At 73.5% G+C, this 18,334-nt stretch carries 15 protein-coding genes; 3 read left to right on the forward strand and 12 right to left on the reverse strand.

What is annotated here, in order from left to right; translation table 11 throughout:
• Nucleotides 1-318: 318 nt before the first annotated feature.
• The 5 genes from ACVCAH_RS14120 to tmk all read right to left on the reverse strand — a co-directional run bounded on the left by ACVCAH_RS14120 (nt 319) and on the right by tmk (nt 5,260).
• Nucleotides 319-1,002: a hypothetical protein gene (locus tag ACVCAH_RS14120; RefSeq protein WP_447136561.1), complete on the reverse strand. Its 684-nt coding sequence runs from the start codon at nt 1,000-1,002 to the stop codon at nt 319-321.
• Entirely contained in the window at nt 1,002-1,307 is a 306-nt protein-coding gene (locus ACVCAH_RS14125) for a hypothetical protein (protein ID WP_447136562.1), read from the reverse strand. Before ACVCAH_RS14125 ends, ACVCAH_RS14120 begins: the two co-directional genes overlap by 1 nt.
• 1 nt (nt 1,308) lies before the next feature.
• Complete coding sequence (locus ACVCAH_RS14130) at nt 1,309-1,638, reverse strand: YbaB/EbfC family nucleoid-associated protein (RefSeq protein ID WP_447136563.1); 330 nt, start codon at nt 1,636-1,638, stop codon at nt 1,309-1,311.
• A 161-nt stretch (nt 1,639-1,799) separates the two neighbouring features.
• Nucleotides 1,800-3,014: a DNA polymerase III subunit delta' gene (locus tag ACVCAH_RS14135; RefSeq protein WP_447136564.1), complete on the reverse strand. Its 1,215-nt coding sequence runs from the start codon at nt 3,012-3,014 to the stop codon at nt 1,800-1,802.
• Entirely contained in the window at nt 3,014-5,260 is a 2,247-nt protein-coding gene (tmk, locus tag ACVCAH_RS14140) for a dTMP kinase (protein ID WP_447136565.1), read from the reverse strand. Before tmk ends, ACVCAH_RS14135 begins: the two co-directional genes overlap by 1 nt.
• Nucleotides 5,261-5,408: 148 nt before the next feature.
• Here tmk and ACVCAH_RS14145 point away from each other — a divergent pair, with 148 nt between their 5' ends.
• Nucleotides 5,409-6,614, forward strand: coding sequence for an amino acid deaminase/aldolase (locus ACVCAH_RS14145; protein WP_447136566.1), 1,206 nt, complete (start codon nt 5,409-5,411; stop codon nt 6,612-6,614).
• A 171-nt stretch (nt 6,615-6,785) separates the two neighbouring features.
• Here the strand turns inward: ACVCAH_RS14145 and ACVCAH_RS14150 are convergent, their stop codons facing one another.
• Nucleotides 6,786-7,361 (reverse strand): TetR family transcriptional regulator, encoded by a 576-nt coding sequence (locus ACVCAH_RS14150; RefSeq protein WP_447136593.1) that lies wholly within the window; start codon nt 7,359-7,361, stop codon nt 6,786-6,788.
• Nucleotides 7,362-7,586: 225 nt separating this feature from the next.
• On the opposite strand from ACVCAH_RS14150, the gene ACVCAH_RS14155 reads away from it, so the two are divergent.
• Nucleotides 7,587-8,903, forward strand: coding sequence for a D-arabinono-1,4-lactone oxidase (locus ACVCAH_RS14155; RefSeq protein WP_447136567.1), 1,317 nt, complete (start codon nt 7,587-7,589; stop codon nt 8,901-8,903).
• A 115-nt stretch (nt 8,904-9,018) separates the two neighbouring features.
• Nucleotides 9,019-9,987 carry a DUF559 domain-containing protein gene (locus tag ACVCAH_RS14160; RefSeq protein ID WP_447136568.1) on the forward strand — a complete coding sequence of 323 codons (969 nt, stop codon included), beginning with the start codon at nt 9,019-9,021 and terminating at the stop codon, nt 9,985-9,987.
• A 79-nt stretch (nt 9,988-10,066) separates the two neighbouring features.
• Here ACVCAH_RS14160 and topA read toward each other — a convergent pair whose 3' ends face one another.
• The 6 genes from topA to ACVCAH_RS14190 all read right to left on the reverse strand — a co-directional run bounded on the left by topA (nt 10,067) and on the right by ACVCAH_RS14190 (nt 18,240).
• Nucleotides 10,067-12,877 (reverse strand): type I DNA topoisomerase, encoded by a 2,811-nt coding sequence (gene topA / locus ACVCAH_RS14165; protein ID WP_447136569.1) that lies wholly within the window; start codon nt 12,875-12,877, stop codon nt 10,067-10,069.
• Nucleotides 12,878-13,239: 362 nt separating this feature from the next.
• Nucleotides 13,240-14,079 (reverse strand): hypothetical protein, encoded by an 840-nt coding sequence (locus ACVCAH_RS14170; protein ID WP_447136570.1) that lies wholly within the window; start codon nt 14,077-14,079, stop codon nt 13,240-13,242.
• The gene (locus ACVCAH_RS14175; protein ID WP_447136571.1) at nt 14,070-14,612 is read right to left on the reverse strand and encodes a hypothetical protein; all 543 of its coding nucleotides are present in this window, start codon (nt 14,610-14,612) and stop codon (nt 14,070-14,072) included. Before ACVCAH_RS14175 ends, ACVCAH_RS14170 begins: the two co-directional genes overlap by 10 nt.
• A gap of 147 nt (nt 14,613-14,759) precedes the next feature.
• Complete coding sequence (locus tag ACVCAH_RS14180; protein ID WP_447136572.1) at nt 14,760-17,132, reverse strand: sodium-translocating pyrophosphatase; 2,373 nt, start codon at nt 17,130-17,132, stop codon at nt 14,760-14,762.
• 317 nt (nt 17,133-17,449) lie between these two features.
• Nucleotides 17,450-17,887: an ATP-binding protein gene (locus ACVCAH_RS14185; RefSeq protein ID WP_447136573.1), complete on the reverse strand. Its 438-nt coding sequence runs from the start codon at nt 17,885-17,887 to the stop codon at nt 17,450-17,452.
• A complete protein-coding gene (locus tag ACVCAH_RS14190; RefSeq protein ID WP_447136574.1) occupies nt 17,884-18,240 on the reverse strand; it encodes an STAS domain-containing protein in 357 nt (118 codons plus the stop codon). Before ACVCAH_RS14190 ends, ACVCAH_RS14185 begins: the two co-directional genes overlap by 4 nt.
• Between the last annotated feature and the right edge of the window lie 94 nt (nt 18,241-18,334).

An 18,334-nucleotide genomic window follows, 5' to 3' on the forward strand; every position in this document is an offset into this window, starting at 1 on the left:
ATGTTCGTCGACTCGACCGATGCCCCGCCCACCTCGTCGTGCCGTTGATCCTCGCCCGGACGGCTGAATCCGGCCGCCCGGAGGCGACAAACGCCCGTCGAAGGCGTTGAGTGAAGGCAGACCTGCGGGGGGTGCAGGGGAAAGGCCACGGCGTCGCTGCCGGAGCCGGATGAGGCTCCCGAGCGCGACGCCGTGTGCCGTGTACCCGGCAGCCCCCGGCGACCGGCATCGCGACCGCCGGGCCCGGAGCCGACCACCGGACCGGGCGGGGGTGACCTCCGGACGGCCGACGACACTTGCCGCGACCGGTCGGGATCGCTACCAGCCGACCCGGGTTGGGCTGTCGTAGCGGGTCCGCTCGACCACCGGCGCCCGCCAGCGGGACTCGGCCAGGCTCGGCCCCCACTGGCGCAGCAGCGTCTCCGCCCCGTCGTACGCGACGCAGAGCACGGCGAGCACCCGGGCGGCGATCTCGGCGGCCGCCACCCCACCGGGACCGGTCGGCCGGGGCGGGGTGACCGCGCCGGGCATCGTGGTCGCCGCGACGACGGCCACCGCCTCGGCCGAGCGGAGCACGTCGGCCAGGGCCCGGGCCAGCGCGAGCCGGCTGCCCTCCACCCAGTCGGCCAGCGCGTCGGCGTAGCCGGCCGTCGACTCCAGCCGCCCGACGAGGCTCTCCGGCCCCTCGTCCAGGTGGCGCAGCAGAGCCGTCCGCGCCTGCCCGTACGCGCCGGCGGCCGGCCCGGACCAGACGACCGGATCGGTCAACGCGGCACCGACCTCGTCGTACGCCCGGACGTGCCGGCGCACCGCGTGGCCGGCGGCGGCCAGCGGCGCGGGACGCAGGTCGAGGAAGCCGCGGACCGCCTCCCCGGGAAGCACCTGCATCCGGCGCAGCAGCGGCCAGACCCGGTGCCCCTCCGGCGCCCCCGCGGCGAGCAGCGTGTCGACCCGGCGCAGCAGGTCGAGGCCGGGCTCGGCGAGCCGGTCCAACGCGTCCATCACGCCTCCCCGGCCAGCCGGCGACCGGCCGAGTCGTCGACGGCGGCGTAGCCGTCCGCGGCGTCCCGTAGCGCGGTGGCGGCGGCGGCCAGCCGGGCGGCGGCGGCGTGCGCCTCGCGGGCGCGGTCGCCGGTGGCGGCGGCCCACTGCCGGTGCAACGCGCGCCCGATCTCGCCGGGGCGGCCGGGTGCGTCGACGCCGAACGCGGCCTGCGGCGGGTCGCCGGCGGTGACCGTGCGGGAGAGGGCGGCCAGGGTGGCGCCCGCCTCGTCGAGGCGGGCGGCGAGGGCGCGCAGCGTCTCCATCTCAGGCCCCCGCCAGCGGCCGGTAGGCGGTGAACGTCTCGTTGTGCAGCCTCTCCCGGGCCCACTGGGCCGCGTCGGCCGCCGCGGTGACCGCGGCCTGCACGGAACCGGCGACGTCGCGCGGGTGGCGGGTGTGCAGCGGGCCGAGGAAGCGCACGTCGGTGATCCGCCCACCGGCGGTCACCACCACCTCGACCAGCCCGTCCGGCGACCGGACGGTGACCTCGACCGTCGACACCGCCTGGTCGAACTCGGCCTGCAGGGACTCGATCCGGCGGTAGCGCCGCACCGCCTCCTCGATCCAGGCTTCGTCGATCTCCCCCCGTGGCATCGGCGGGCTCCTCCCCGGACAGTCATCACTCTGCGTGCCGCCACCGTCACGGCACACCGGACCGTACCGCACAGCAATTGCGCCTGTCGATGCCTGTGGACGACCGGTCCGGCGCGCGGGACCTCACCGGGGCGAGGTCATGCGGGGACTCGGCGGGGAGGTCAGCCCTTCCAGAGGGCGAGCATCATCGCCTCGACGGCGATCCGCGGCTTGACGTTCGCCTCGATCGCCGCCCGGCAGGCCAGCACCGCCTCCAGGCGGCGCAGCGCGCCCTCGGCGTCCCACTTGCGCGCGCCGGCCTCGGCCATGGCGGCGGTGTCGGTGTGCACCGGCGCCACGGGGGCGCCCAGCGCCTTGGTGAGCGCGTCCCGGTAGAAGCCGGCCAGGTCGACCAGCGCCCGGTCCAGCGCGTCCCGCTGGGCCCGGGTGGCCCGCGACTTCTGCCGCTTCTCCAGCTCCTTGAGCTGCCCCGCGGCACCCCGCAGGGCGCCCGCCGCGCCGCGCCCGGTGCCGCCCGCGCCGAGCGCGGTCTCCAGCGCCGACCGTTCGGCCGCGTCGGCCTCGGCCACCGACGCTTCGGCCTCCGCCTCGGCCGCCTCGATCAGCGCCGACGCCGCGTCGAAGGCGGCGCCCACTCCGGTGAGCCGGCGCGGCACCGCCAGCACCGCCTCCCGACGGTTGCGGGCCTCCGGGTCGCGGGCCAGCCGCCGGGCCCGCCCCACGTGCCCCTGGGCGGCGGCCGCCACCCAGGCCGCCACGTCGGGCGCGATGCCGTCCCGGCGGACCAGCACCTCGGCCACCGCCTCGGCCGGCGGCTGCCGCAGCGGTACGACCCGGCAGCGCGACCGGATGGTCACCGAGATGTCGTCCGGGTGGGTGGACGGGGCGCAGAGCAGGAAGACCGTCCGCGGCGGCGGTTCCTCGACGGCCTTGAGCAGCGCGTTGCCGGCCGCCTCGGTGAGCCGGTCGGCGTCCTCGATGATCACCACCTGCCAGCGCCCGCCGGACGGGGTGCTGGCCGCGCGCAGCACCAGCGCGCGCATCTCGCCGACGCCGATGGAGAGCCCCTCCGGCACCACCAGCCGCACGTCGGCGTGGGTGCCGGCCATGGTGGTGTGGCAGCCGGGGCACTCGCCGCAGCCGGTGCCGTGCACGCACTGCAGGGCGGCGGCGAAGGCGCGGGCGGCCACCGACCGCCCCGAGCCGGGCGGCCCGGTGAAGATCCAGGCGTGCGTCATCCCGGCCCCGGACGTGCTCTCCGCGGCTCCGGGCGCGACGGCGGTACGGCGCAGCACGGCGGCCGCCGCGGCGGCGGCCCGGCGCAGCGTGTCGACCGCCTCGTCCTGCCCGACCAGGTCGGCGAAGACGTCCGGCATCAGGTCCGATGCTCCATCGTCACCAGCTCCGATTCGGATAACTCCGGCTGCACCGAGGTGTCCGGTCCCTGCGCGGGGCACGGGTGCACGATGCCGCCGGGGGCGCCGAACAGCTCCTCGACCCGCCGGGCCACCTGCTCGGTGATCTCCTCGGCCGGCCGGGACGCGTCCAGCACCAGGTAGCGCTTCGGGTCGGCGGCGGCGAGGTCGAGGAAGGCGTACCGGACCCGCTCGTGGAAGGCGACCGACTCGGCCTCCAGGTGGTCGGTCTCCTGGTTGCGGGCGGCCACCCGGGACAGGCCGGTCCGCGGGTCGACGTCGAGCAGCACCACCAGGTCGGGCTTGAGCCCGCCGGTGGCCCAGGAGGAGAGCCAGGAGACCTCGTCGACCGGCAGCGTCCGCCCCGCCCCCTGGTACGCCAGGGACGAGTCGACGTACCGGTCGCTGATCACCACGGCGCCCCGGGTCAGCGCCGGCCGGACCACGGTGGCCACGTGGTGCGCCCGGTCGGCGGCGTAGAGCAGCGCCTCGGCGCGCGGCGACGGCACGTCGGAGCCGGGCGCGCCGAGCAGCAGCGAGCGGATCCGCTCGCCCACCGCGGTGGCCCCCGGCTCCCGGGTGACCACCACGTCGCGCCCCTTTTCGCGCAGCCGTTCGGCGAGCGCGCCGAGCTGGGTGGACTTGCCGGCGCCCTCGCCGCCCTCGAAGACCACGAAGAGCCCGGCGGAGACGAACGGCTCGGCCGGCATCAGCGGGCGGCCCCGGATCGAGCCCCAGAGGTCGGCCAGGACCGGCACGCCCTTCTTGTCGTCCATCTGACCGAAGGCGCTGATCCCGGCGAAGATGCCGGCGGCACCGGCGGCGAGCAGCAGCAACCGGGTGGAGGAGATGGAGACGCCCAGGTCGGCGATCTCCAGCGTCCGGGAGCCGCCGACGCCGGCGAGCAGGCTGCTCAGGCCGATGGCCAGGATCAGCACCAGCCGGGTGCCGATCTGCACCACCGCGAAGACCCGGCCGCGCACCTCGTCGGCGATCTCCCCACCGAGCAGCGTGGTGCCGGAGAGGAAGGCCATCCCGGCGCCCGCGCCGACCAGGATCGCGCCGACCATCGCCATCGACAGGTGGATGGCGAAGGCCAGCGTCATCACCGCGGCGCTGGCCAGCACGATGCTCATGCCGAACCAGCGGCGGCGGGACATCTCCTTGACGATCATCGGGCCGAGCCCGATGCCGAGCGCGAGGCCGATGAAGATGGCGCCGAAGAGCAGGTAGAAGGCGGCGTCACCGGCGCCCAGCGAGGCGGCGAAGAACCGGGCCGTGCCGATCACGATGCCGCCGCCGGCGAACGCGCCGAAGATGCCGAGCACCAGGCCGCGCACCAGCCGGGTCTGCGCGATGAACCGCCACCCTTCGGCGAACTGCCGGGTCATGCTCTGCTCGGTGCGCTTCCGCTCGCTGGCCTGCGCCTGGCTGATCTCCTTGATCCCGAACGCCACCACCAGCGCGGTGGCCAGCCGGGAGAACGCGTTGAACCAGAGCGCCAACTGGGCGGGCTCGGCCCAGTTCGACGCCGCTCCCCCGGTCGCCGCCCGCACGGCGGCGTCCAGCGCCGCGGCGACCAGCGCGGCGAGGATCGGGGTGAGGCCGTACGTGGTGATCAGGGTGAGCTGGTTGGCGGTCTCCAGCTTGGCCCGCGGGATCAGGTTGGGGACCGCGGCCTCCTTGGCCGGGATCCACATCAAGGTGATCGTCTCGATCAGGAAGGTCGCGATGGTGGCCCAGCCGACCACCACGCCGCCGCTGGCGCCGAGCAGCGCGACCAGCGGGATGGACGCGAAGAGCAGGAAGCGCAGCACGTCGCAGATGACCATCGTCCAGCGCCGGTCGAACCGGTCGGCGAACACGCCGGCGATCGGGCCGAGCAGCAGCGCGGGCAGCAGCCGGATGGCGATGACGATGCCGAACGCGGCACCCTTCGCCGTGCTCCCCTCGACCTGGGAGGCGGCGAAGACCGACGTGGCGAGCAGGCCGAACCAGTCGCCGAAGGAGGCCGCGCCGAGCACGATCCAGAGCCGGCGGAACGGTCGGATGCGCAGCACCGAGCGGATCGCGCCGTAGCCGGACCGGTCGGCCTGGGCGCCGGCCGGGCCGCCGGGGTTGTTCCGGGACGGCGACACGCCGGGCGACTCGCCGTTGAACTGGCTTTCGATGGCCGTACCTCCACGTGCCGGCCCATCGCTGGGCATCCCCGGTGGAACACTCTAGTCCCGGTGGGACACCGTCCCGCCGATGACATTCTCCTGCTCGCCGAGCCTAGGCTGCCGGCACGACGATGTGCAGCCGGGCGGATGCGAGGGTATTTCGCATTGACCGCCGGACAGTTAGCGTGCACACGTGGCCACCGAAAGCGACAAACTGCGCGAGCGCCTCGATCGGGCGACCGCCCACCTCGACCCGCCGTACGCGGTGGTCGACCTGACCGCCTTCGACGCGAACGCGACCGCGCTGGTCGACCGCGCCGCCGGCAAGCCGGTCCGGATCGCCAGCAAGTCCGTCCGCAGCCGGGACCTGATCGGCCGGGCGCTCGGGCGGCCGGGCTGGCACGGGGTGATGGCGTTCACCCTGCCCGAGGCGATCTGGCTGGTTCGCCAGGAGGTGAGCGACGACGTGCTGGTCGCGTACCCGACGGCCAACCGGGGCGCGCTCGCCGAACTGGCCGGCGACCCGGCCCTCGCCGCCGCGATCACGCTGATGATCGACAGCACCGACCAGCTCGACGTGGTCGACGCCGTGCGCGCCCCGGCCCATCGGCCCGAGCTGCGGGTCTGCCTCGACCTGGACGCCTCGTGGCGGCCGCTGCGCGGGGTGCACGTCGGGGTCCGCCGCTCGCCGGTGCACAGCGCCCGGGCCGCCGGCGCGCTCGCCGCCACCGTCGCCGGCCGCGCCGGCTTCCGGCTGGTCGGCCTGATGGCGTACGAGGCGCAGATCGCCGGCCTGGGCGACGCGCCGCCCGGGCAGGCGGTGCTCGGCAGCGCGATCCGGCTGGCCCAGCGTGGCTCGTACCGTGAGCTGCTGGCCCGCCGGGGCGCGGCGGTGGCCGCGGTCCGCGAACACGCCGAGCTGGAGTTCGTCAACGGCGGTGGCACCGGCAGCGTGGCGGCGACCAGCGCCGATCCCGCGGTCACCGAGGTCACCGCGGGATCGGGCCTGTACGGGCCGACGCTGTTCGACGCCTACCGGGCCTGGCGGCCCACCCCGGCGGCGTTCTTCGCCTGCGCGGTGGTCCGCCGACCGGCGCCGGGGCTGGCCACCGTGCTCGGCGGCGGGTGGATCGCCTCCGGCCAGGCCGCCGCCAGCCGCCTGCCCCGGCCGTGGCTGCCGGCCGGGCTGAAGCTGATCGGCACCGAGGGCGCCGGCGAGGTGCAGACCCCGCTGGCCGGTACCGCGGCCGCCACCCTGCGGGTGGGCGACCGGGTCTGGTTCCGGCACGCCAAGGCCGGCGAACTCTGCGAGCACGTCAACGAGCTGCACCTGGTGGAGGGGGAGGCGGTCGTGGCGACCGTGCCCACCTACCGGGGCGAGGGCCACGCCTTCCTCTGAGCCACCGGCCCCGCACACCGCGGGGCCGGTTCGCACCATCTCCCGGCGCACCCCGGGCCGTCCGTCTTTCGCACCTTCACCCGGTCGCACCCCGGGCCAATCGTCGTCGCACCACCGCCCGGCGCACCCCGGGCCGTTCGTCGCCGCCCACGCACCGGGGCGGCCTGCCGGTCAGCCCGACTGCGCGGCGTTCACCGGACCGTCGACCTGCTGGTGCAGGTACTCCCGGATCAGCGCCTTCGCCTCGGCCAGCACCCGCTCGTCGCCGTCCGGCTGCCGACGGAACGCCAGCTTGATCAGCGCGTCGGCCACCTCCACCGCGATCTCCAGATGGAAGCGCAGCTCGGGCACGTCGGTCAGCCCGAACCGCTCGGTGAGGACCCGGGCCAGCTGGTCCGCGATCACCCCGTTGTTGTCCCGCTGCTCATCGAGCAGGTGCAGGTCGACCACGTCGCCGAAGTGCAGGGTACGGAACCCCGGAACGGTGCGGTGCATCGTGATGTACTCGTCGATCCCCGCGTCGACGCCGTCCCACCAGTGGGTCAGGTCGTCGGAGGCGAACCGCTCGTCGAGCCGCTGGAGGTAGGACTCCATCGTGCGCAGGGTCAACGCCTGCACGATCGCCCGCTTGTCCGGAAAGAACTGATACACCGACCCGATCGCCACCTCGGCACGCTCGGCGAGCAGGGTCGTGGTCAGTCCTTCGTACCCCACCTCGTCGACGAGCTCGGCGCAGGCGTCCAGCATCCGCTGGACCCGCGCGACACTTCGACCCTGCACCGGTACGCGGCGCAGCGGCCCGGTCGTGGCGGCTGGTGTGGACACTCGGCGCCACCCCCCTTCGACGGATGAACATATCTGCACGTCACGTGTTCGTGACTACCGGTACAACGAGCGGACCTCGATTGCGGTATTTACCAGGTACAACGTTCCTGATATGAAGTCAGTTCATATTCATGTCGAGGAGCGCGCATGGCCGCCACCGCACCGCTCACCACCGCCTGGTCCAACTGGGCCGGCAACCAGCGCAGCACCGCCACCACCATCCTGCGCCCCACCTCCGTCGACGACGTAGCCGAGGCCGTCCGGGCCGCGGCGGCGAGCGGCCAGCGGATCCGGGCGGTCGGCAGTGGGCACTCCTTCACCGCCGTCGCGGTCACCGACGGTCACCGGATGGAGCTGGACGCGCTGGACACCGGCGTCCGGGTGGACGTCGAGCGCCGGTTGGTCACCGTACCGGCCGGGATGACGCTGCGCGCGCTCAACGGGCTGCTCGCCGCGCACGGGCTGGCCCTGCCCAACCTCGGCGACATCGACGCGCAGACGATCGCCGGGGCGATCTCCACCGGCACCCACGGCACCGGGGCCGGGTACGGGTGCCTCTCCACCTTCGTCGAGGCGCTCACCCTGGTCACCGGCACCGGTGAGGTGCTGCGCTGCTCGGCCGACGAGCACCCGGACGTCTTCGCCGCCGCCCGGGTCTCCCTCGGCGCGCTCGGCGTGCTGGTCGAGGTGACCCTGCGCTGCGTGGACGCCTTCGTGCTGCACGCGCACGAGCGGCCCGCCCCGCTGGACGCGGTGCTCGGCGACCTGCCCGAGCTGATCGGGGCGCACGACCACGTGGAGTTCTACTGGTTCCCGTACACCACCCGGGTGCAGCTCAAGACCAACGACCGGGTGCCCGCCGACGACCGGCCACTGTCCCGGCTGCGCGGCTGGCTGGACGACGACTTCCTGGCCAACACCGTCTTCGCCGGCGCCTGCCGGCTGGGCCGCGCCGTGCCGGCGCTCGCCCCGGGGATCAGCGCGGTCTCCGCCCGGGCGCTCACCGAGCGCCGCTACACCGGCCGCTCCGACCAGGTCTTCTGCACCCCGCGCCGGGTCCGCTTCGTCGAGATGGAGTACGCGGTGCCGCGCGCCGCCCTGCCCGAGGCGCTGGCGGCGCTCCGGCGGATCGTGGCCGGCCTGCCGTTCAAGGTGCTCTTCCCGGTGGAGATCCGGTTCACCGCCGCCGACGACATCTGGCTGTCGCACGGCTACGGCCGCGACTCGGCGTACCTGGCGATCCACCAGTACGTGGGCATGCCGTACGAGCCGTACTTCGCCGAGTTCGAGCAAGTCGCCGCCGGCCTGGGCGGACGCCCGCACTGGGGCAAGCTGCACTACCGGGAGGCGGCGTCACTGGCGCCGGCGTACCCCCGCTGGGCGGACTTCCAGTCGATCCGCGACCGCCTCGACCCCGACCGCCTCTTCACCAACCCCCACCTGACCCAGGTCCTCGGCGCCTGAGCTTCCCATCGAGATCTTGGAAGAAAAGGGCCCCTGGAAGGGCCATTTCCTTCCAAGATCTCAGCGTTGTCCACAGGGGCAGAGGCGGAGGAGGCAGGACGGGGAGACTGGCAGGGTGGGGGCGCGGGGGAGGCTGTCGCTGGCCGCGTTGAACCGGCCACTTCCGGTTGAGGACGCCGACGAGTTGACCTGGTTGCTCTTCCGCCAGGAGGAGGTGATCAGCCTCGGTCAGGCACTGCGGCACCTGTCCCGCAAGGCGATCCGGCACCGGGTCACGACCCGCCGGTGGCGGCAGGTCCACCGCGCCGTTTTCGTCACCCACAACGGACCTGTCAGCCCGACCCAGCTCCGCTGGGTCGCCGTTCTCGCGGCAGGGCCGGAGTCCATGCTCGGCGGACTGACCGCCGCCCAGGCCGGTTGCCTGCGCGGATTCGGCAGCCGCGCCATCCACCTCCTGTTACCGGCCACCTGCCGACGGGGGCCACTGCCGCAGGGGGTGCTGCTGCACCGGACCACCTGCCTCGGACCGGAGGATGTGCTGGCCGTCGGCCAACCGCGTCGGACACTACCGGCGCGGTCGATCGTGGACGCCGCCCAGTGGGCGACCACCGACGACGAGGCCCGCTCGATCGTCGCCGCCGCCGCTTTCCAGCAACGCATGGTCGGTGGTGACGATCTGCAGCGGGTTGTCGAGCGGCTGCCCCGCATCCGGCGCCGACGGCTGATCCTCGACACCGCCACCGACGCGGCCGGTGGTGCTCACTCGCTGAACGAACTCGACTTCCTGGGTCTCGTCGGCCGCGCCGGGCTGCCGGAACCGACCCGCCAGCAGGTCCGTCGCGATTCCGCCGGCCGACGCCGCTACCTCGACGCCTACTTCGAGGAGTGGCAGGTGCATGTTGAGATCGACGGCAGCCAGCACCTCGACCCGGCGCACGCGTGGGCGGACATGTGCCGGCAGAACGCTATCTGGATCGAGGGCGACCGAGTGCTTCGCTTCCCCTCCTGGGCCCTCCGCACCCGCCCGTACGAGGTGATCGCCCAACTCCGCGCCGCCCTGCGCGCCGCAGGCTGGCCCGGCTGAAGCCGTAGCCGTCACAGATCTTGGGAAGGTTTCGGCCCCTCCAGGGGCCCTTTCCTTCCAAGATCCCGAGAACCGGACGTCACTCGGTGGGGGTGGTGGCCTTGCGGGGGGCCGCCTTCTTTGCCGTGGTCTTGGCGGTGGTGGTCTTCTTGGCGGCGGTGGACTTGGCGGCGGCGGCCGTCTTCTTGGTCGCCGTCGCCTTCTTGGCGGGGGCCTTCTTCGCCGCCGCCTTCTTGCGCGGGGCCGGACCCTTGGCGCGCTTCTCGGCGAGCATCTCGGAAGCCTCCTCGATGCTCAGCGCCTCCGGGGTCTGGCCACGACGCAGCGACGCGTTCGTCTCCCCGTCGGTGACGTACGGGCCGAACCGGCCGTCCTTGATCACCAGCGGCTTCTCGGTGAGCGGGTCGACGCCCATCTCCCGCAGCGGCGGGGCGGCGGCCCGGCGCTGGCGGGTCTTCGGGGCGGCCAGCAGGGCCAGCGCCTCGTCCAGCGTGACGGTGAACATCTTCTCTTCGGAGTCCAGCGAGCGGAACTCCTCGCCGCGCTTGACGTACGGGCCGTAGCGGCCGTTGTTGGCGAAGACCTCGACACCGTCCGGCGCCACCCCGACCAGCCGGGGCAGGCTGAGCAGCTTGAGCGCGTCGTCGAAGGTGAGCGAGTCCGGCGACTGCGAGCGCAGCAGCGAGGACTTCCGCTCGCCGCTGGCCACGTACGGGCCGAACCGGCCGGACTTGAGCAGGATCGGCTCCCCGGTGGCCGGGTCGTCGCCGAGCTTGCGCTCGCCGCCGCCGCCGAGGAACAGCTCGTACACCTTCTCCGGGGTCAGCTCGTCGGGCGCCAGGCCCTCGGGGATCGGCGCCCGGTCACCCTGGCCGCCGCCCTCCTCGCCCTCGGCGGCCGGGGCGGGCTGCTCGCCCGGCACCGCCCGCTGCAGGTACGGCCCGTACCGCCCCACCCGGACGACGACCTCGCGGCCCTCGTCGTCGGTGAAGAGCGGGATGGAGTTGACGCTGCGCGCGTCGATCTCGCTGAGGTTCTCGGTGACCAGCTTCTTCAGCCCGCCGGAACGGGCGATGTCCTGGTCGCCAGCGCCGTTGGCGCTGCCGAAGTAGAACGCGGTGAGGAAGTCGACAGCGGCGTGGTCACCGCCGGCGATCTCGTCCAGTTCGTTCTCCATGCTGGCGGTGAAGTCGTAGTCGACCAGCCGCGGGTAGTGCCGCTCCAGCAGCCCGATCACGGCGAACGCCAGGAAGGAGGGGATCATCGCCTGGCCGCGCTTGAAGACGTACCCGCGGTCCTGGATGGTCTGCATGATCGACGCGTACGTCGAGGGGCGGCCGATGCCCAGCTCTTCGAGCGCCTTGACCAGCGACGCCTCGGTGTACCGGGAGGGCGGCTGGGTGTGGTGGCCCTGCGCGGCCAGTTCCTCGGCGGTGAGCGGCTGGTCCTTGACCAGGGTGGGCAGCCGCCGCTCGGCGTCCTCGGCCTCGGCGTTCTCGTCGTCGCTGGACTCGACGTACGCCCGCAGGAAGCCCGGGTCGGTGATGGTCTTGCCGGTGGCGCCGAAGTCGGCCTCCTCCTGGGCGGAGGAGACGGCGCGGATGCGCACCGAGACGCTGGAGCCGACCGCGTCGGTCATCTGCGAGGCGATGGTGCGCCGCCAGATCAGCTCGTAGAGCTTGAACTCCTCGGCGGAGAGCTCCTTGGCCACCTCGCCCGGGGTGCGGAAGTTGTCCCCCGCGGGGCGGATCGCCTCGTGCGCCTCCTGCGCGTTCTTCACCTTGCCGGTGTAGCGGCGCGGCTCCGGCGGCACGCTGCGCTCGCCGTACAGCTCGATGATCTGCCGGCGGGCCGCCGCGATGGCGGTCTCCGACAGGTTCACCGAGTCGGTACGCATGTAGGTGATGTAGCCGTTCTCGTAGAGCCGCTGCGCGGTGCGCATCGTCTGCTGGGACGAGAACCGCAGCTTGCGGGCCGCCTCCTGCTGCAGCGTCGAGGTGATGAACGGCGCGTACGGGCGGCGGCGGTAGGGCTTCTCCTCGACCCGGGTGACGGTGAACGGCCGCCCTTCCAGACGGGCCGCGAGACCCCGGGCACCTCCCTCGTCGAGGTGGACCACCCCGGCGCCAGGCTTCACGCGCCCCGTGGTGGGCTCGAAGTCCTTGCCGGTGGCGATCCGGTCGCCGTTCAGCGCGACCAGCGTGGCGTTGAAGTTGCGCGGGCCCTCGCCGGCCCGAGCGACGGCCAGGGTGGCCAGGATGTCCCAGTACTCGGCGGTGCGGAAGGCCATCCGCTGCCGCTCGCGCTCGACCACGATCCGGGTCGCCACCGACTGCACCCGGCCCGCCGAGAGCTTCGGCATGACCTTCTTCCACAGCACCGGGGAGACCTCGTAGCCGTAGAGGCGGTCGAGGATGCGCCGCGCCTCCTGGGCGTCGACCAGGTCGCGGTCGATCTCGCGCGGGTTGGCCACCGCGGCCTGGATGGCCGGCTTGGTGATCTCGTGGAAGACCATCCGCTTGACCGGCACCTTGGGCTTGAGCGTCTCCACCAGGTGCCAGGCGATCGCCTCGCCCTCGCGGTCCTCGTCCGTCGCCAGGAAGATCTCGTCGACCTCCTTGGCCAGCTTCACCAGCTTGCTGATCTGCTGCTTGCGGTCGGCGGAGACCACGTAGAGGGCGTGGAAGCCGTTGTCGACGTCCACCCCGAGCCGCGCCCACGGCTCGCCCTTGTACTTGGCCGGCACGTCGGCGGCGTTGCGCGGGAGGTCCCGGACGTGGCCGAAGCTGGCCTCCACGACGTACCCCGGGCCGAGGTAGCCCGAGATCGTCTTGGCCTTCGCCGGTGACTCGACGATGACCAGACGGGTGGTTCCAGCGTTGCTCGGCACGTCTCTCCCCGACCTCACTCCTGCTCGTGGCCGCCCGTCCGGTTCGGGCCGGCTTCGCCCCGCCGATGCCCGGCGGTCCGGATGTCCAACGTAACGCGCCGTCCGCGTTTCGGGTTTCGCGGGCGGCAAACCGCCCCGGCAAGGGGCGGTCGCCCGCCGCCGGTGCGCGGCCGGGGTTGCCGGACGGCGCCACCGTACACCGTGGGTAGGCCCGGAAGCGGAACACTGTGACGATGGCGGACCCTCGGCCGAGGCGCCACCCGGCCGTTTTCCGCCCCAAACCGCCCCGCCCCACCCTCACTGTCGCCGACCGGACACCCGGCGCCACCTGGGCGATCACGGCACGCGCCGGGCCTGCCGGGTCAGGGCCGGGCGGGCCAGGCGGTGACCGGCGCGGTGGGTGGCCGGTCGCCGACCAGCTCGGCGAGCCGGGCCAGCCGACGACGCCCGGTGATCCGGTACGCCGGGCCACCCGCCTCCGCTGCGAGCGCCCCGGCCAGGCCGGCCGCGGCGAGCGCCGCCCCGACCGTCGCCTGGCACTCCGCGTCCGCCGCGCCGAGCCGGAGCAGGAACCCGGTCGGCTCCGCCACCCCCGCCGCGGCGAGCCAGAGCCGCAGCCGCCGGCCGTTGAGGTGGAAGCCGGCCGGGGGCCGCTTCACCGTGCCGCGCAGCCACGTCGCCGCGAGCGGCTTCAGCGCCCGGGTGTACGACGTACGCACCGCGTGCCGCTCGTCCTCGGTCGCCTCCCAGCTGGCCGGGAGGCCGCGCAGCGCCAGCTCGGCGACGAGGACGTGCACCCGCCAGGCGGCGTCCACCACCACCGAGACCCGGGCGGTGCCGCCCATCCGGACCACCTCGGCGGGCCCGGCGAGCAGGCCGGCGAGGTCGGCCACGGACGGGTCGGCCGTCTCGGCGCCGAAGAAGACCAGTTGCCGGCGGGCGTCGTCGCCGGCGGCCGGGGCGCCGCCGGCACCGGACCGGTCCGCACCGGACGGGCGGCTGCCGGGCTCGGCGGTCGCCTCGTTCCGGCCGGCGGTCGCCGTCGACCGGGCGCTGCGGGATTGCCGGCCCTGGGCCCGCCGGGCACGACCGTCATCGGGCCGACCGGGCCGCCCCCGCCCGGCGGGGGTCGGCTCGGGCACCGGGAACAGCGCCGGGGGCGGCTGCCCGTCCGGCGGCTCACCGGTCCCGCTCAGCGACACTCCGGCACCTCGGCGAAGGCTTGTTTCAACTCCTCGGAGTTGAGCCGGCTGGTGTCCAGCGCGCTCGCGTCGTACTCCTTGTTGAGGGTGTCCACGGCGGCGCGGACGCCGTCGTAGAAGACGGTGGCCTGGCCGGTGCTCAGCCCGTCGATGGTGTCCCGGGCCTTGCCGTAGGCGTCTCGCATCTTCGCCAGCGAGGTGCGGAACCCGGCGGACACCTCGGCGCCGTGCTCGGCCTCCGGGATGCCGGCCTGCTCGACCTTGCGCCGGGCCGTCTCGCTGGCCTGCTCGGCGCCGCCGAAGAGCCGCACCAGGTTCTCCTTGGCCTGCGCCGGCGTGGTCTGCGCGGTCATCTGCTGGTTGGTGCTGCTGGTCAGCTTGCTGATCTCGGCCCGCCACGGGGTCAGCGCCGAGCAGACCGACGCCGCCCAGGCCCGCGGGCTGGGGCCGCCACCACAGCCGGCGACGACGAGTACGAGCGTGGCCACGACCACCGTGAGCTTTCCGGCGGCTGCCGCCCGGCACGTACGCATGCGTTGCAGCGTACGACCTCTGTCGAGTGGCGGCACCGGTCAGGTTTGCCGCCCCGGACGCGGCTGCGGCGGCCCTGCGGCGCCGGTCCGCCACACACCGGTCCCCGGCCGGCGGCTGCCGACCGGGGACCGGGTGGGGCGAACGGATCAGGCGTTGACCGGCTCCGGTCGCTGGTCCGGGCTGCCCGCACCGGCGTCGGTGTCCGAGTCGGACATCGCGACGCCCTTGCGCTTGCTGAACACCACGGCCGCCACGATGATCGCCGTAGCCAGCACGGCGATGCCGATCCGCAGGCCGGTGTTCCGGTCGTCGCCCACGCTCCAGGCCACCACGGCCGGGGCGATCAGCAGCGAGACCAGGTTCATCACCTTGATCAGCGGGTTGATGGCCGGGCCGGCGGTGTCCTTGAACGGGTCGCCGACGGTGTCGCCGATGACGGTCGCGGCGTGCGACTCGGAGCCCTTGCCGCCGTACGCGCCGTCCTCGACCAGCTTCTTGGCGTTGTCCCAGGCGCCACCGGAGTTGGCCAGGAACACCGCCATCAGCGTGCCGGCCCCGATCGCGCCGGCCAGGTACGCGGCCAGCGCGCCGGGCCCGAGGCCGAAGCCGACCGCGATCGGCGCCAGGATGGCGAGCAGGCCGGGGGTCATCAGCTCGCGCTGCGCGTCCCGGGTGCAGATGTCGACGACCTTGCCGTACTCCGGCCGCTGGGTGCGGTCCATGATGCCGGGCAGCTCGCGGAACTGCCGGCGTACCTCCATCACCACGGCGCCCGCCGAGCGGGAGACCGCGTTGATGGCCAGGCCGGAGAAGAGGAAGACCACGGCCGCGCCGATGATCAGGCCGACCAGGTTGCGCGGGTTGGACACGTTCAGCGAGTTGAGGATCTCGCCGCCCACGTCACCCACCCCGGCGTCCGCGTACGCGGTGCGCAGGGTGTCGGTGTACGAGCCGAACAGCGCGGTCGCGGCGAGCACCGCGGTGGCGATCGCGATGCCCTTGGTGATCGCCTTGGTGGTGTTGCCCACCGCGTCCAGCTCGGTGAGGGTCCGCGCGCCGTGCTCGTCGATGTCGCCGGACATCTCGGCCACGCCCTGGGCGTTGTCGGAGATCGGGCCGAAGGTGTCCATCGCGACGATCACGCCGACCGTGGTGAGCAGGCCGGTGCCGGCCAGCGCCACCGCGAACAGCGAGAGCGTGATCGAGCTGCCGCCGAGCAGGAAGGCGCCGAAGACGCCGGCGCCGATCAGCAGCGCCGAGTAGACCGCCGACTCCAGGCCGACGCTGATGCCGGCGAGGATGACGGTGGCTGCGCCGGTCTGCGAGCTCTTGCCGATGTCCTGCACCGGGCGCCGGTTGGTCTCGGTGAAGTAGCCGGTCAGCGCCTGGATCGCGGCGGCGAGCACGATGCCGATCACCACGGCGCCGATGGCCACCAGGCGCGGGTTGCCGTCGATCGGGGTGCCGTCGTCGTTGGTGAGGCCGCCCTCCAGGCCGCCGAACGTGGCCGGCAGGTACGCGAACGCGGCGATCGCCACCAGCACCGCCGAGATCACGGCAGAGAGGTAGAAGGCCCGGTTGATCGCGGTCAGGCCGTTGCGGTCGGAGGTGCGCAGCCGGGTGATGAAGACCCCGATGATCGCCACGAGCACGCCGACGGTGGAGATGATCAGCGGGAAGACCAGGCCCTCGTTGCCGAACGCGGCCCGGCCGAGGATCAGTGCGGCGACCAGGGTGACCGCGTACGACTCGAACAGGTCGGCGGCCATGCCGGCGCAATCACCGACGTTGTCGCCGACGTTGTCGGCGATGGTGGCGGCGTTGCGCGGGTCGTCCTCGGGGATGCCCTGCTCGACCTTGCCGACCAGGTCGGCGCCGACGTCGGCGGCCTTGGTGAAGATGCCGCCGCCGACCCGCATGAACATGGCCAGCAGCGCGGCGCCGAAGCCGAAGCCCTCCAGCACGGTCGGCGCGTCACCCTGGAAGATCAGCACGACCAGCGCGGCGCCGAAGAGGCCGAGGCCGACGGTGAGGAAGCCCACCACGCCACCGGTGCGGAAGGCGATCTTCATGGCCGCCTCCCGGCCGCCCTGTCGCTCCCGCGCGGCGGCGGCGACCCGCAGGTTGGCCCGGGTGGCCAGCCACATGCCGGCCCCGCCGATGAACGCGCTGAACAGCGCACCCACCACGAAGAAGAGCGAGCGGCCGATCTTCACCGCGGTCTCGCTGCCGTCGGTGTCGTGCACCGGCAGCAGGAAGAGCAGCACCACGGCGATGACCACGAAGATCGCCAGGGTGCGGAACTGCCGGAGCAGGTAGGCCGCGGCGCCCTCCTGGACCGCCCCGGAGATCTCCTGCATGTTGGTGGTGCCCTTACCGGCCGCCAGCACCGCCTTCGTCAGCGCGGCCGCGAAGGCGAGCGCCACCAGCGCGATCACCGCGGCGATGACGACGTAGGTGACATTGGCTCCGGTGAGGGAGATCCCGCCGCCTTCGGCGGCGGCCAAGGTATCGGACATCTGTGTCCTCCTGTACCGACACTCGCGCCGGCCGGTGGAGTGCACCGACCGGCGCCTGGATGCGGACTCGCAAGCGCGCGCCAACCCACCCCGGCGGACCAGCGATGAACACCCGTTCCCGCTGGCTGCGGGATGGATCACTTGCTGACAACCCGGGTACTGTAGCCCTCTGTCGTGTCGGAGGTCACACCGAGGGGTCACCCTGTCTCGATGATCTTCGTCGCTGTGTTATGAACCGGAATCTGATATAGGAGCGGGTCCATGGCAAGCAGGCCGCGCCCCCGGTGGGGACGCGGCCTGTGTGGTGGGTGATCAGGTCAGCGGCCGACGGGCCAGACCATCCGGACCTCGGTGCCGATGCCCTCGTCGACCGGGCGCACCTGGAGGTCCTCGACGAAACCGGCGAGCAGCGCGAAGCCGACGCCGGTGGTGAGCGCCTCGTCGGTGAGCGACTCGTCGGCCAGTTCGTCCGGCGGCAGCGCGGCCAGCCCGATGCCGGCCTCGATCGGGGCGCGGTCGACCACCCGGACGGCGTACTGCCCGGCGTCGGACATCTCCACCAGCACCGGGTCGGCCAGCCCGTACTGCCGGTGCAGGGCGACGGCCCGGGTGCAGGCCTCACCGATCGCCAGGCGTACCTCGTCGAGCAGGTCCTCGCGGACCCCGGCCCGCCGGGCGACCGCGACGCCGACCAGGCGCGCGGTGCGGACGTGCACCGGCGCCGGCGAGAACGAGAGCCGGACCGTGGCCATCACGCGCCGGCGCCGGTCGGGTCCGCGGCCACCGCGGCGTCGACCGTGGGGTGCAGCGGGAAGACCTGGTCGAGCGCGGTGATCCGGAAGATCTTGAGCAGTGGCTCCTTGTCGCAGACCAGGGCGAACGAGCCGCCGGCCGAGCGCAGCCGCTTGAGCGCGCCGACCAGCACGCCCAGCCCGGTGGAGTCGAGGAAGTCCACCCGGCCGAGGTCCACCACCACGTGGCGGGCCCCGCCGTCGATCAGTTCGAGGAGCCGCTCACGCAGCCGGGGGGCGGTGTAGACGTCCACCTCACCGCCGACCTCGAGCACCGTGTGCTCCCCCACGGTGCGGGTCGCCAGCGACAGCTCCATCGGTCCTCCTCGCAAGAGCCGTAAACTCTCCTGGGCATCTAACCACTACCGCCGGTACGGCCCGACGGCTCACCGGCGAAGGCTCCCCCTTACC

It is taken from the genome of Micromonospora sp. LZ34, assembly GCF_052981855.1.

Bases quoted from the DNA above. Each gene is read 5' to 3' on its own strand.
- ACVCAH_RS14120 (WP_447136561.1), bottom strand. From the start codon at position 1,002: ATGGACGCGTTGGACCGGCTCGCCGAGCCCGGCCTCGACCTGCTGCGC.
- ACVCAH_RS14125 (WP_447136562.1), bottom strand. From the start codon at position 1,307: ATGGAGACGCTGCGCGCCCTCGCCGCCCGCCTCGACGAGGCGGGCGCC.
- ACVCAH_RS14130 (WP_447136563.1), bottom strand. From the start codon at position 1,638: ATGCCACGGGGGGAGATCGACGAAGCCTGGATCGAGGAGGCGGTGCGG.
- ACVCAH_RS14135 (WP_447136564.1), bottom strand. From the start codon at position 3,014: ATGCCGGACGTCTTCGCCGACCTGGTCGGGCAGGACGAGGCGGTCGAC.
- tmk (WP_447136565.1), bottom strand. From the start codon at position 5,260: ATGCCCAGCGATGGGCCGGCACGTGGAGGTACGGCCATCGAAAGCCAG.
- ACVCAH_RS14150 (WP_447136593.1), bottom strand. From the start codon at position 7,361: ATGCTGGACGCCTGCGCCGAGCTCGTCGACGAGGTGGGGTACGAAGGA.
- ACVCAH_RS14155 (WP_447136567.1), top strand. From the start codon at position 7,587: ATGGCCGCCACCGCACCGCTCACCACCGCCTGGTCCAACTGGGCCGGC.
- ACVCAH_RS14175 (WP_447136571.1), bottom strand. From the start codon at position 14,612: ATGCGTACGTGCCGGGCGGCAGCCGCCGGAAAGCTCACGGTGGTCGTG.
- ACVCAH_RS14180 (WP_447136572.1), bottom strand. From the start codon at position 17,132: ATGTCCGATACCTTGGCCGCCGCCGAAGGCGGCGGGATCTCCCTCACC.
- ACVCAH_RS14190 (WP_447136574.1), bottom strand. From the start codon at position 18,240: ATGGAGCTGTCGCTGGCGACCCGCACCGTGGGGGAGCACACGGTGCTC.